This window comes from Treponema sp. UBA7570 (assembly GCA_002477955.1).
In the GTDB taxonomy this organism is placed as follows: domain Bacteria; phylum Spirochaetota; class Spirochaetia; order Treponematales; family Treponemataceae; genus Treponema_D.
The window spans coordinates 1-13,566 of record DLLE01000032.1 but is presented as its reverse complement, the minus strand read 5'-3'; the positions used below and the strand labels follow the sequence as shown (position 1 = coordinate 13,566).

At 39.2% G+C, this 13,566-nt stretch carries 12 protein-coding genes; 8 read left to right on the top strand and 4 right to left on the bottom strand.

Going from position 1 to position 13,566, the window contains the following annotated elements:
* The first annotated feature begins 331 nt into the window (after positions 1-331).
* Positions 332-1,360 carry a methionine ABC transporter ATP-binding protein gene (locus B4N75_RS03780; RefSeq protein WP_296667032.1) on the top strand — a complete coding sequence of 343 codons (1,029 nt, stop codon included), beginning with the start codon at positions 332-334 and terminating at the stop codon, positions 1,358-1,360.
* The gene (locus B4N75_RS03775; protein WP_296667036.1) at positions 1,344-1,997 is read left to right on the top strand and encodes a methionine ABC transporter permease; all 654 of its coding nucleotides are present in this window, start codon (positions 1,344-1,346) and stop codon (positions 1,995-1,997) included. The genes B4N75_RS03780 and B4N75_RS03775 overlap by 17 nt, the downstream gene beginning before the upstream one ends.
* Positions 1,998-2,112: 115 nt before the next feature.
* Here the strand turns inward: B4N75_RS03775 and B4N75_RS03770 are convergent, their stop codons facing one another.
* The 3 genes from B4N75_RS03770 to B4N75_RS03760 form a co-directional block, all read right to left on the bottom strand.
* Complete coding sequence (locus B4N75_RS03770) at positions 2,113-3,639, bottom strand: DUF5312 family protein (RefSeq protein ID WP_296024150.1); 1,527 nt, start codon at positions 3,637-3,639, stop codon at positions 2,113-2,115.
* 74 nt (positions 3,640-3,713) lie between these two features.
* Positions 3,714-4,520, bottom strand: coding sequence for a helix-turn-helix transcriptional regulator (locus tag B4N75_RS03765; RefSeq protein WP_296024146.1), 807 nt, complete (start codon positions 4,518-4,520; stop codon positions 3,714-3,716).
* Between the two features lie 404 nt (positions 4,521-4,924).
* A complete protein-coding gene (locus B4N75_RS03760) occupies positions 4,925-5,314 on the bottom strand; it encodes a desulfoferrodoxin family protein (protein WP_296692974.1) in 390 nt (129 codons plus the stop codon).
* Positions 5,315-5,598: 284 nt separating this feature from the next.
* Here B4N75_RS03760 and B4N75_RS03755 point away from each other — a divergent pair, with 284 nt between their 5' ends.
* From B4N75_RS03755 to B4N75_RS03730, 6 genes are all read left to right on the top strand, one after another.
* Entirely contained in the window at positions 5,599-6,588 is a 990-nt protein-coding gene (locus tag B4N75_RS03755; RefSeq protein ID WP_296024136.1) for a TRAP transporter substrate-binding protein, read from the top strand.
* 110 nt (positions 6,589-6,698) lie between these two features.
* Entirely contained in the window at positions 6,699-7,361 is a 663-nt protein-coding gene (locus tag B4N75_RS03750; protein WP_296024134.1) for a TRAP transporter small permease, read from the top strand.
* Positions 7,354-8,658 (top strand): TRAP transporter large permease, encoded by a 1,305-nt coding sequence (locus B4N75_RS03745; protein ID WP_296024133.1) that lies wholly within the window; start codon positions 7,354-7,356, stop codon positions 8,656-8,658. The genes B4N75_RS03750 and B4N75_RS03745 overlap by 8 nt, the downstream gene beginning before the upstream one ends.
* Positions 8,659-8,770: 112 nt before the next feature.
* On the top strand, positions 8,771-9,841 hold the full coding sequence (gene uxuA, locus B4N75_RS03740; RefSeq protein ID WP_296667197.1) for a mannonate dehydratase: 1,071 nt from the start codon (positions 8,771-8,773) through the stop codon (positions 9,839-9,841).
* Between the two features lie 301 nt (positions 9,842-10,142).
* Positions 10,143-10,811, top strand: a complete 669-nt coding sequence (locus B4N75_RS03735) for a GntR family transcriptional regulator (RefSeq protein ID WP_296667199.1) — start codon at positions 10,143-10,145, stop codon at positions 10,809-10,811.
* A 137-nt stretch (positions 10,812-10,948) separates the two neighbouring features.
* The gene (locus tag B4N75_RS03730) at positions 10,949-12,565 is read left to right on the top strand and encodes a mannitol dehydrogenase family protein (protein ID WP_296024130.1); all 1,617 of its coding nucleotides are present in this window, start codon (positions 10,949-10,951) and stop codon (positions 12,563-12,565) included.
* A gap of 128 nt (positions 12,566-12,693) precedes the next feature.
* On the opposite strand, the gene B4N75_RS03725 is transcribed toward B4N75_RS03730, so the two are convergent.
* The coding region (locus tag B4N75_RS03725) for an aminotransferase class I/II-fold pyridoxal phosphate-dependent enzyme (RefSeq protein WP_296706609.1) at positions 12,694-13,566 on the bottom strand (873 nt) is incomplete at its 5' end.

Below are 13,566 nucleotides of genomic sequence, written 5' to 3'. Positions count from 1 at the left end.
GATAATTTATTGAAAATTTTCAACAGATTTCTGGCCGAGTTTACTGCGTAAACAACGCAGTGTCGTAGCACGGGAATGATATTTAAATTGCCATTCTTACCAAAACTCGATATTTAAGTAAAATAGAATATAAAAAAAATGTGTTTGCGATGGTGAAAATTTATCGTATAACACATTTTTTTTCGTCGAAAAACTTTTCGCACCAAAAGTCTACTTATAAGCGCTTGCTCATATTTTTAACTCCTTCGTGATTGTGATTTTTTTTCAAAACCTGTAAAATACTTGAACATCGCTAAAAAAATCAGTTTTGTTATTTTATTCAGGAACAGTTATGGTTATTGAATTAAAAAATCTTGATAAAGTTTACAGAGGAGAGAATTCGCCTGCGGTTCATGCTGTAAACAAGGTGAATCTTCATATTCCTTCAAATCAGATATTTGGAATTATCGGAAAATCAGGCGCCGGAAAATCAACATTGGTACGTTTAATAAGTCTTTTGGAAAAGCCTGATTCTGGAGAAGTTTGGTACAACGACGAAAGAGTAGATAATCTTTCGGAAAAAGAACTGATTGCCCGTCGCCGAAGAATTGGAATGATTTTTCAAAATTTCAATCTGTTTTCGAGCCGTACAGCCGAACAGAACATTGCTTATCCTTTGGAAATCTGCGGAACGCCAAAATCAGCAATAAAAAAACGAAGCGCAGAACTTTTGGAGTTAGTTGGGCTTTCGGACCGTGCAAAATCGCCTGTAAGTAAACTTTCTGGCGGACAAAAACAGAGGATTGCGATTGCCCGCGCGCTTGCGAATAATCCAAGCATTCTTTTTTGCGATGAAGCAACTTCCGCCCTCGATCCGCAGACCACTCATCAGATATTAAATTTAATCCGCGAAATTCAGAAAAAAATGAACCTGACGGTTGTTATGATTACTCATCAGATGGAAGTTGTGCGAGATGCCTGTTCTCAGGTTGCAGTCGTGCACGAAGGCCGGATTGTTGAACAAGGCAGCGTAGAAGAAATTTTTATAAGGCCAAAAACGGATGTTACAAAGGATTTTCTTTCAAGAATTTCTGTTCAACAGGACGAAAACAAAAAAGAATTTGTCCGCTGGAGCCTAGACGGCGGGCAGTACGAACTTCATTTTATCGGTGACAAAACCGATTCTACGACGCTTTCTCAGCTTGCAAAAAAATTTAACATCGACTTTAATGTGCGTGCCGGGGGAATTCAGTCGGTTCAAGGCAAAAAAGTCGGAAAAATGCTGGTCGATTTTATTGGCGAAGAATCAGAAATCAGCCGTGCAATAGAATATCTTAACAAAAACGGTATCGAGGTAGCAAAAAATGTCTCAAATATTTGAATTAGTTGGAATTTCAACTCTTCAGACTCTGCAAATGGTGTTTTTTTCGACACTTTTTGCTGTTATGATTGGTTTTCCGCTCGGAATCCTGCTTTTTATAACAAGTTCGACAGGGATTATGCCAAAACATCTTTTTAATATGATTTTAAGCCGCATAATCGACGTTCTGCGCTCTTTCCCTTTTGTAATTTTAATGATTGTTCTTCTTCCGTTTACTCGTTTTGTTCTTGGAACCGCAATTGGAACTTCAGCAACGATTATGCCTCTCAGTCTTGCGGCCGCACCTTTTGTTGCCCGTGTAATCGAAACCGCGCTTATCGAAATTGATCCTGGCGTAATTACCGCGGCACGGGCAATGGGCTCAACAAACTGGCAGATTATCCGAAAAGTTTTAGTGCCGGAAGTTTTGCCGTCGGTAGTCAGCGGAATTACACTTACAATAATCAATTTGATTTCATATTCAGCAATGGCAGGAACTTTAGGCGGTGGCGGTCTTGGCGACCTTGCAATTCGTTACGGTTATCAGCGTTTTAGAACAGACATAATGCTTGCTTCCGTAGTTGTAATAATTTTGCTTGTTGCTTTGATTCAGTTTGCAGGAACAAAACTTTCAGAAAGAATTCTTAAAAAAAGATAGAAAAATAGAAAAAAGGGCGCCACCCGCTTTCGCGGGTCGGAGTACTACAGGCTCGGTAACCCTTGGTGCCTTTGCACCGGCTTCGCCGCCTTCCGTGTTCCTGGCGCATAGCAGCTTATTGCAGTTCATTTTGCATCAACTGAACAAAAAGATATATTTTTTTGTAAACTTCCACACCAAGTTGGTTAATCGGATGTTCTGCAAAACGGTCCAGTTCTTTCCAGTTCATCACAATTTCACCTTTCGGCTTTTGATGGTCTTCGATTACAGATTTTAAAATCTTCGCAAAGCTAATCATGGATTTTGTCGTGTTTACAAGATACTCTCTTGCCAAAGAGTTTATGTCGCGCAAAGTTGTTTTGATAATGTTATTCGCCTCTCTGTCGCGGTCTGCCCTTGGCAAAAGTGTCTTTATTTTTATTCCGATTTCGGCTTCTTCGTTTAATTTTCCGTCAAACTGTGTAATTTCATCGCTTGCTTCAAACATCTGGTGGTAACTATTGCTCATTTCTGTAGAAAGCTCCGGCAAAGTCCATTTTCCGCGGATTAAGACAAGGTCTGCATATTCTCGCACATCGCGCTTTACAAATTCGACAAGGAAGGCTTTTAAATAATTCAAAGGTTTTGCATATTCAAAACTTCCAAGATTTTTTCGTTCAAGCGGAGCGCTTCCTGCTTCTGTATAATTTTTTAAAATAACAATTGAATCCGTATTAAAGATTTGCACTAAAAGACTGTCAATTTTTGAATTTTTCTGTTCATTTTCAAGTTTTTTTATAGTGCCTGCAGTCTGAGTTTTTGTTGATTCGATAAAAGATTCGACGATGTGTTCTTGTTTTACCGCAGAATCCGTTGCATAAGCAGGGGTTTTTGTCGTAAGTTCAATCATCATGTCAAAAACACGTGTGTCCCGCAGCTGCTTTAACTTTTGTACGATTTTGTTCCACTGATTTGGCTTAACAGGTTCGACGCCACGCATAGTTTTAAACATTGTCATTAAATCGTTCCATTCTTCGTCCAATGGCAATGAATTTAAAATTTCTGCAAAATTTTTAAGGTCTTCGGCAATGTATGCGCCTTCGATTGGTTCAAGCTTTGGAGCCCTGTTAAATTCGCCTTCTCTCAACGTTGAATCAAATTTTTTTAACAGAAAATAAAAGTCATAAAGACAAAACGATTTAAATCCAACGAGCTTTGTGTAAAGCGAGTCAATCGAATTTATTTTATCAGCATCAAATTCACCCAAGAAATTTTCAAGATCCTGCTTAAGTTTCACCTTTAATTTTTCAAAAGGCACATTTTTTGAAAAAGCCAAAATCGATTCTTCAGAAAAATTTTCTGACAATTTTTTTTGGGATTCTGTCAGAGAAAAATCAATTACGATATTTTTGTAAAAATTAGGATTTGGCTGGCTTTGAAAAAACGACTGGGCTGGAGAAATAATCTTGTAAATGTCATAGAAAAATTTTCCAAACTGAGGAAGAACCTGATCGGAACCAGCTTTGTAAAATTTATAGCCTGACCGCGAAAGATTTTTTGCAATAATTTTTAATTGTCTGTTTTTTTCGGCTTCTGGATCGTTGCCGCCAAAAATCGAAGAAATGAATTTTTGGAAAAAAGACAGTCCTGAATTCTTTGTCATACTTTAAATATGAATAAATCAAGGTTATATGTCAAGTTGATTTAAGCAAATAAAATATACTAGACATAGATTGTCTAGACAATTGTGTATTGAACGAGCAGAAGGCGCAGAAGCTCACGGTTTTTTACACCAAAAAGTTTATAAAGGTACTGCATTTCTTTTTTTATTGTTGATTCGCTTGTAATAAGTTCTTCTGCAATTTTTTTGAAATTGAAGTTAGTGCTGAGCGTGTAATGTATGCACGAAATCTGTCTTTCTGAAAGTCCCATTTCTTTTAAATTAAGTACGGAACCTTTTTGCGGCAATGAGATTTCTGGAGCAAAACCCGGAACATCGACATCTTTAAAAAGAAAACTGAGCCGTTCTTGCAGCATAAAATACAAAAGAAAGTAACATCCCATTTCAAAAGAAGCAAATGCAACGTAATAAATTATATCTGTAAGAGAATTTCTATATTCAAAAGAAATCATGCTTATAAGAATTACCGCTGCAATTGCGAATTTTATCTTAAAGTGGGACTTTGCATATCCGCCAGCACAAAAAAATGCAAAAAAGTTGATGTAAAGTGTAATTCCTACAACTGGAAAACCTGTAAAGATTAGGTTTATTGTTTCGAGCAAATACAAAAAGAACAAAAACCAAACTTGATTAGGTATAAAAAGATAAACGATTGTAGCTGCAAGCGTAAAAATATTGATTGCAGGAACTAATATGTTGGTATAAGGATAAAAAAAAGATTCTGTAAATGGAGGATGATCCACTCCCTGATAAAAATTATTGAATGTTCCAATGGCTGCAAAAATCATACCGAGAATATCGAGTATTTTATAAGGTTTTAATTCTTTTTTTGTATAAGTCCGCACATTTTTATTATAAAACATACGAAAAAAAAACTCAAATTTTTCGTTCTTTTATTCAATATAATGGTATCTTTGGATATTTTTTGAGTATCTTTGGATAAATCGCACAAAGAATGGGGATTAAAAGTTCATTTTTTTGTAACGCTTTGTTATACTTCTTATTGTAAGATAACTTAATTTGATTTACAGCAAGCAAAGTTCGGAGAAAAATGTAAAAAAGTTTTGTAGGAGAAGTTTTTTTTGCAATTGACAGCAGATTGATTTTTTTGTGTGTGGAGTTTTTCAATCTTAAGTCACATAAGGTTTCTGTATATATGCGGAAACCTTATTTTTTTATGTGCGCCTTTTTCTTGCATAAAAAAAACTGCCCGGAAAAGCAATTGACGCTTTGTTTTCGGACAGTTTGTTTAAAATAAAAATCAAAATTACAGGACTGTATATTCTGTTTTCCATAGCTTGTGCAAGTTGCAATATTCGTAAGCTGCGATGATTTTTTCGTCTGGAAGGATTGCAAACTCAGCTTCAGGCTTATCTCCAGAATTTAGCATTTTTTGATAAATTCCCTTGTCTGTCTGAAGAACAATCCATTCGATGTAATGTTCTGGAAGTGAAGGGTGGAGTGTTTCTCCGACGGTTACTGTGATTTTCTGTTTGTCGGTGGTTACGACTGGAAGATGTTTTTCTTTTGCACCGTCTGTTGTTCCTGGAATAAGCGGTTTCATAGGCTGTCCACAACATATTGTTTCGACCCCAGAATCTTTTACGATTGAAATGATTTTGCCACAATGCGGACAATAAAAAAATTTCAGCTGCATTTTTACCTCCTGTAAAAGTCAAGATTAAAACTTCAGCTTAAAGATTGACTTTTTAAGTTGTCTCGCAACGAAGTGAGAAACAACAGATGATAAGAAAGTTTGCAACGCAAACTTTTAAAGATAAAAATATCCTAGTAATTTAAGGATAACACATAAAAAAAATAATGAAAGTTTTTTTTAGTTAATTTGAAAAAAAATTGTTTGACAAATTAAGAAAGAAGATACAAAATGATACTTGACTGATATTCTAGTATATTAGGATAAGATTTTTGGAGGAATTCAACATGAAAAAAACTTTAGTTGCTGCGACTTGCGTTTTGCTTGCTGCTGGATTGGCTTTGACAGGATGCAAAGAAAAAAAAGCCGAAAAAATGGTTCTCCGTTATGCAGAAAACCAGGCTCAGGATTATCCTACAACAAAGGCTGCTTACAAATTTGCTGAACTTGTAGAACAGAAGACAAATGGAAGAATTCACATTGACGTTTACCATGGCGGACAGTTAGGTGATGAAAAGGCCGTAATTGAACAGCTTCAGTTTGGTGCTATTGACTTTACACGTGTTTCTATTTCGCCATTGAGCGAATTTGAAAAATCGCTCAACGTTCTTCAGCTTCCATATCTTTATAAAGACGCAAGCCAAATGTGGCGTGTTCTTGACGGAGAAATCGGAGAAAAGTTCCTTAACTCGATGGACAAAAATAACTTGGTAGGTCTTTCTTGGTTTGATGCAGGAGCAAGAAATTTCTACGACTCAAAACGCCCAATCACAAAACTCAGCGATATGAAAGGTCTTAAGATTCGTGTTCAGGAATCTCAGCTTATGATGGGAATGGTTGCTGCTCTTGGTGCAAGTGCTACTCCTATGGCTTACGGTGAAGTTTATTCTGGACTTCAGACAGGAGTTATCGACGGAGCTGAGAACAATTGGCCTTCGTACGATTCAGTTTCTCACTACGAAGTCGCAAAATACTACGTTCTTGACGAGCACACGCGCGTTCCAGAAATGCAGCTTGTTTCTAAGCTTACTTGGGACAAATTCTCTGATTCTGACAAGGCGATTATCAAAGAATGTGCAAAAGAGTCTGCAAAACTTGAACGTGAGCTTTGGGCTGCTAAGGAAAAGGTTTCTGAGGAAAAAGTTCGTGCGGCAGGCTGTACAATTACAGAACTTGAACCTGGAGAAAAAGAAAAATTTCAGGCTGCAATGGCTCCTTTGTATGCACAGTTTGGCGCTGGTTACGAAGATGTAATAAAAAACATTCAGGCTCAGTAATTTTTGATTGAATAAAGGGCAGGTTTTTGCTAAAAACGTAAACTTGCCTTTTTTTTAGATTTTTATAACTAATATTTTAGTATATTAGTTAGGTTTAAAAAGGTTTTATTATGGTTTCAATTGTTGAAAAAATAAAGAATTTTTTTGCGTCTGCTCCGGCTGAAATTTGCAAACCTGGATACAACGTTCTTGAAAAAATTATTTCAGGCATAACTTTTGTTTTTGACTGCATCTACAGAGTTCTGCTTGAATTTGCAAAACTTGTTATCCTTGTAATTGTAATTATTGTAAGCTGCCAGGTTTTTGGACGACTTGTGCTTCATAAGTCGATTATGTGGTCAGAAGAAGTTGCTCTTCTTTTGATGGTTTGGACAGCATTTATTGCAATGGCAATTGGTGTTGAAAAAGAGCTTCATATTGCTATTACACTATTTTTTGCTATGCTTCCAAAAAAAATTCAGTTTGTTATTTCTAAAATAAACACTTTGGCAACAATTTTCTTTGGATATATTCTTTTTTTCTATGGAATAAAACTTGTAAAGATGACTTGGGCAAGCACTTTGCCTGCAACACAATGGCCGGCTGGAACCGCTTACTGCATGATGCCTGTTGCCGGAAGTTTCATTATTTATTTTGCGCTTACGGATTTATTCGGCTTAAAAAAATATCGGCATTCGATTATTGAAGGAGAATCTTCTGGTGGAAAAACCGACCAGCAGATTATTGAAGAAATGCGTGCCTGCAACACAATTGGAGGTGAGACAAATGTATGACCCAACTATAGCTATCTGGCTTTTACTTGGAACTTTTGTTCTTTTTATCTTGATAAAAATGCCGGTAACATTTGCGCTTGCCGTTTCATCGTGCATTACGCTTGTTTATGTCCACATTCCGCTGATGGCTTTCATTCAGCAAATGGGAAAAAGCATAAATTCGTTCAGTTTGATGGCGATTCCATTCTTTATTCTTTCGGGCGAAATTATGGGCGCGGGCGGAATTTCAGACCGTCTTTTAAAGGCTGCGAACGCGATTGTCGGAAGATTCAGAGGCGGACTTTCATACGTGAACGTTCTTGCTTCAATGTTCTTCGGCCATCTTTCAGGCTCGGCTGTAGCTGATGTCTCATCTCTCGGCTCGATTGAGATTCCGATGATGGTGAAAGGCGGCTACGACAGAGATTTTTCTGTTGCAGTTACTGTCGCGACATCTTGCCAGGGCGTTCTGATTCCTCCAAGCCACAATATGATTATCTATTCAGTGGCGGCTGGTGGAGTTTCTGTAGGCGCGCTTTTTATGGCAGGACTTTTGCCTGGAATCACGCTTGGAATTCTGTTCCTTGTTGTCTGCGGAATTATGAGTGTTATCCGCCACTATCCGAAAGGAGAAAAAATCGGTTTAAAACAGGCTTTAAAGATTTGTCTTGATGCAATTCTCGCATTGTTCACTGCGGTTATCATTCTTGTCGGCGTTACAGCTGGCTGGTTCACTGCGACAGAGTCGGCGGCGATTGCCTGCATTTACGCGTTCATAATCTCGGTTTTCGTCTACAAAGAGCTAAAAATCTCGATGATGCCGAAACTTTTGATGAACACTGTAAAAACGCTCGCAATGGTTTTCTCTTTGATTGCGGCGGCTGGCGGATTCGGTTATCTTCTCGCGCTTTTGAAAGTTCCGACAATCATCACGACTGCTCTTCTTTCAATCAGCGAGAACAAGGTAGTTCTTCTGCTTTTGATTAACATAATGCTGCTTCTTCTTGGCTGTATTATGGACATGGCTCCGCTTATTTTGATTGTGACTCCGATTATTGCGCCTGTCGTTCATAACGTTGCAGGAATGAGCCTTGTTCAGTTTGGCGTTATGCTCATATTCAACCTTGCAATCGGACTTTGCACTCCGCCTGTCGGCTCTGCCTTGTTTGTCGGCTGCGGCGTCGGAAAAATCAGCATCGAAAAGACGACAAAGGCAATGATTCCGTTCTATCTGACGATGATTGCAGGTCTTATGCTTGTAACTTTTGTACCTGATGTTTCTTTGTTCCTGCCGAAGCTGCTCGGATATGCAGTGTAAGTAATAAGTAAATGGAAAAATCGCTTTTATGCGATTTTTGAGGAACAGTGCCGTCTTCGGACGGCATTTCACTTAATGCTTTGTATAAAACAAAAAAAAACGAGGAAACGCTATGAAAATGACTTTGAGATGGTACGGGCCGGGATTTGATTCTGTAACGCTTGAGCAAATCAGGCAGATTCCGGGCGTAAAAGGCGTAATCACGACGCTGTACGATGTTCCAGCCGGCGAGGAATGGACATGCGAAAGAATAAAGAATCTAAAGGAAACTGTCGAAAAATCAGGACTTGAAATTTCAGGAATTGAAAGCGTAAATGTCCACGACGCGATAAAAATCGGGAGCCCTGACCGCGACAAATACATTGAAAACTACATAAAATCGCTTGCCGCGCTCGGCGAAGAAAATATCCACATGGTCTGCTACAACTTTATGCCGGTTTTCGACTGGACACGCACCGACCTTGCGAAAAAACGTCCGGACGGTTCGACGGTTCTCGCATACGACCAAAAAGTTGTGGACTCAATCGACCCGCAGACTTTTTTTGACAAGACAACAGACAATTCAAACGGCTTTGTAATGCCGGGCTGGGAGCCGGAGCGTCTCTCAAAAGTAAAGGAACTTTTTGCGGCATATAAAGACGTAACTTCTGAAAAACTTTTTGAAAATCTCGTTTACTTTCTGAAGGCAATCGGGCCTGTCTGCGAGAAATACGACATGAAAATGGCGATTCATCCTGACGACCCTGCATGGCCGGTTTTCGGGCTTCCGCGCATAATAACCGGAAAAGACACAATTCTAAAAATGCTCCGCGCCGTTGACAAGGAATACAACGGTATCACGCTCTGCATGGGAAGTCTCGGAACAAACCCGAAAAACAACATTCCTGAGATAATGCGCGCATGCAAGGGAAGAATTCATTTTGCGCATATCAGAAATCTTCATCATTTTGCGCCGGGAGTTTTTGAGGAGGCGGCCCATCTTTCATCAGACGGCAGCTTTGATATGTACGAGGCTGTAAAGACTCTTTACGAGACAGGTTTTGACGGCCCTGTTCGTCCAGACCACGGAAGAACAATCTGGGGCGAAAAGTGCATGCCGGGCTACGGACTTTACGACCGCGCGCTCGGAGCAATGTACATTCAGGGGCTTTTGGAAGCTGTGGAAAAATCGCAGAAAAAATAATGGGAGCTGGCTAAAGCACACGTCCTGCCTGCGGCAGGGATGCTGCGTGCAAGCACGCTGCGAGTTTTGTCAGCGCAAAACTCGGAATATTGAACTGTGTGCTAAAGCACACGTCCTGCCTGCGGCAGGGATGGGAGCCACGCGAAGCGTTCAAAATTGACGGCAGTTTTACTGCCGCCGGTTTTGAATGTAGCGAATAGCGAAATGGCGGACAGCCCGGTTTTTGTGCAGTGGAACGGAACAAAAAGCCGCCCAAATCTGCAAAACGTTTTCAATCGTGCTGTAATTTTTGGAGAATATTATGAAAAACCAAGAGAATTCTGTTTATGGAGTGTTGAGAGAAAAAATTCTTAGTTTGGAATTAAAACCGGGGCAGGAACTTAACGTAAATCAGCTTGCTAATGAAATGAATGTTTCCCGTTCTCCAATCCGCGATGCTCTTTTAAGGCTTTCTCTTGATAAACTGGTTGATGTTTTTCCTCAAAAAGGCACTCGTGTTGCTTTTTTGGACAAAGATATTATCAAACAGGAAAGATTTTTGCGTATTACGCTTGAACTTGGCGTTCTGAAAGTTTTTATGGAAAGCCTTGACGAAAATAAACGAAAAATCTGCGCTACGAAATTACAGGCGCTTCTTCTTGAACAGCATGCAAGCCTTTTGGATGGAAATAAAAAAGCTTTTTTGCAGAAAGACGATGAGCTGCATCATTTTTTTTATTCGGAGACGAAAAATGAATGGCTTTGGAAAGTTCTTGATTCGCACACGGGAAACGATCATCGCATACGAATTTTGAGTTACAATGCCGAAAGAATTGCGAATGACGTGGAAAAAGAGCATATTGAGCTTGTCAAGGCGATTGAAAACGGAGATGCGGAACTTGCCTGCAAGGTTGATGAAGAGCATATGCAAGTTCTTTCTGATTTGCTTGAAGATATGAATAAAAATTATCCTGAATATTTTAGCTCTTAGATGATTTTTTTTTGCGAAAATTGAAATTTTGAAAGAATAAAGACAAAAAGTAAAAACGAGAAAAAAACAGACTGTTAGTCGGACAGCTTGGATATAAAAGGCGGAATTTGCCGCAAATATTTATGGAGGATTATTTTATGAAACTGAACTTAAACGAAATTAAAGACGGCTCAAAATGGAACGGCTACAAACTGCCGAAATTCGACCCGAAAAAAATTGCAGAAAATACAAGAAAAAATCCGGAGTGGATTCACTTTGGAGCAGGAAATATCTTTAGAATTTTTCCTGCAGCCTTGGCTCAAAAACTTTTGAACGAAGGTTTGATGAATACTGGAATTATTGCCGGCGAATGTCACGATCCTGAAATTGTTGAAAAACTTTTTAAGCCGCATGACAATTTGACTCTTGGAGTTACACTAAAAGCCGACGGTTCTATCGAAAAAGAAATCATAGCTTCTGTCGTTGATTCTGTCTGTGTCTATCCTGAATTTAAGGATGACTGGGAGACAGTGCTTGCGGCATTTAAAAATCCAAGCCTTAAAATGCTTTCGTTTACTATTACAGAAAAAGGTTACGCTGTTACTTCTTCTGACGGAAAATTGATTGGACAGTATGAGCATGATTTTGCCAATCCGCCTGAAAAAGCAGAAATGTTCTTGTCTAAACTTACAGGACTTTTGCTGGAACGCTTTAATGCCGGAAAACTTCCTCTTGCTTTGGTTTCTATGGACAACTGTTCTCATAACGGAGAAAAACTTTCGGCTGCTGTTTTAAAAATTGCAGAAAACTGGCAGAAAAAAGGCTTTGTTCCTTCTGAATTTATTGATTATCTAAAGGATGAAACAAAAATTGCTTTTCCTTGGACTATGATTGATAAAATTACGCCTCGCCCAAATTCTAAAGTCGCGGAAATGCTTAAAAAAGACGGTTTTGAAGAGACTGAGCTGATTGTAACTTCAAAAAACACTTACTGCGCAACTTTTGTAAATGCCGAAGAAACTCAGTATCTTGTAATTGAAGACAAATTTCCTAATGGCCGCCTGCCTTTGGACAAAGCCGGAGTTTATTTTACAGACCGCGAAACTGTAAATAAAGTCGAAAAGATGAAAGTCTGCACCTGTCTAAATCCTCTGCACACCGCTCTTGCTCTTTCTGGATGCCTCTTGGGATTCAATTTGATTTGTGACGAAATGAAAGACAAAGACCTTAAAAAAATGGTCGAAATTTTGGGCTATAAAGAAGGATTGCCTGTTGTAGTTGATCCAAAAATTATAAAACCGAAGACTTTTATTGATGAGGTAATCGAAAAACGTCTGCCAAATCCGTTTATGCCAGATACTCCTCAGAGAATTGCAACCGATACTTCACAAAAACTTTCGATTCGCTTTGGAGAAACCGTAAAAGCATATCTTGCAAATCCAGAACTCAATGTAAAAAGTCTGAAAATTTTGCCTATGGTTTTTGCGCTTTGGCTTCGCTATCTTCTTGGAATTGATGATAATGGAAAAGAATTTGAGCTTTCTCCTGATCCGCTTCTTCCAGATGTAAAAAATGAACTTTCAGGAATTTTAATTGGCAAAAATGATGAAACTAAAGTTGAAGAAAAAATCAAAAAACTGTTAAAAAATGAAAAGATTTTTGGCTTTGACGTTGTTTCTTCTGAATTGTACGGAAAAGTAAAATCTTATTTTATGGAAATGATAAGTGCAAACGGAAAAGTCCGCGAAGTGATTTCGCACGCAGTTGAAAACTAAAATGCTTTTCGCAAAATAAAAGGCTATGCGATAAGGTTTTAAACTTTGAAGTGCACCTCTAAATTTGGACATAAAGTTCAATTTTGGAGGTGCATTTTTTATTTGCAGTTAATTCAATTTTTACTGAATTATTTTACAAATTCTTTTTTCAAGAAGTCCAAATCAAGTTCTGGATAAAGGACGAATTTGCTCAAAAGTGTCTGAACGCGTTTTGAAGCGGCTTCCTTTACGCTTTCGTCAAGAACAATCTTGAGTTTTGCAGGTTTTCCGTCTTTTGTTACGCCCGGCTTTGTTCCTTTGAGAACCATATCGATAATCGCAGCGACTTCTTTCATCTCGCCTTCTTTCATTCCCAAAGTTGTGAGCGCTGGAGTTCCGAGACGCAAGCCGGAAGTGTACCATGCGCCGTTCTTGTCATATGGAAGCGCGTTCGCGTTTGTTGTTACACCGGCCTGGAAAAGTGCCGCCTCAGCCTGCTTTCCTGTCAGTCCGTAAGAAGTGATGTCCGCAAGCATGAGATGGTTGTCCGTTCCGTTTGTCTGCAGGCGGACTCCCAAGTTCTGAAGCTCTTTTGCAAGTGCCTGTGCGTTTTTCTCAACCTGATGAGCGTAGTCCTGATATTCTTTTGTGTTCGCTTCTTTGAAAGCGATTGCCTTTGCAGCCATTACATGCGGAAGAGGTCCGCCGAGAACCATCGGGCAGCCCTTGTTCACATAGTCCTCAAATTCTTTCTTGCAGAGAATCATAGCTCCGCGAGGGCCGCGCAAAGTCTTGTGTGTTGTTGTTGTTACAACGTCTGCCCATTTTACCGGGTCAAAATCTCCAGTGAATACTTTTCCTGCAACGAGACCTGCAAAGTGCGCCATATCCACCATGAGAACGGCTCCGCACTTGTCTGCAATTTCGCGGAAGCGTTTGAAGTTGATTGCGCGCGGATAAGCTGAATAACCTGTCAAAAGGATGAGCGGCTTAACTTCCATCGCCTGCTTTTCGATTGCGTC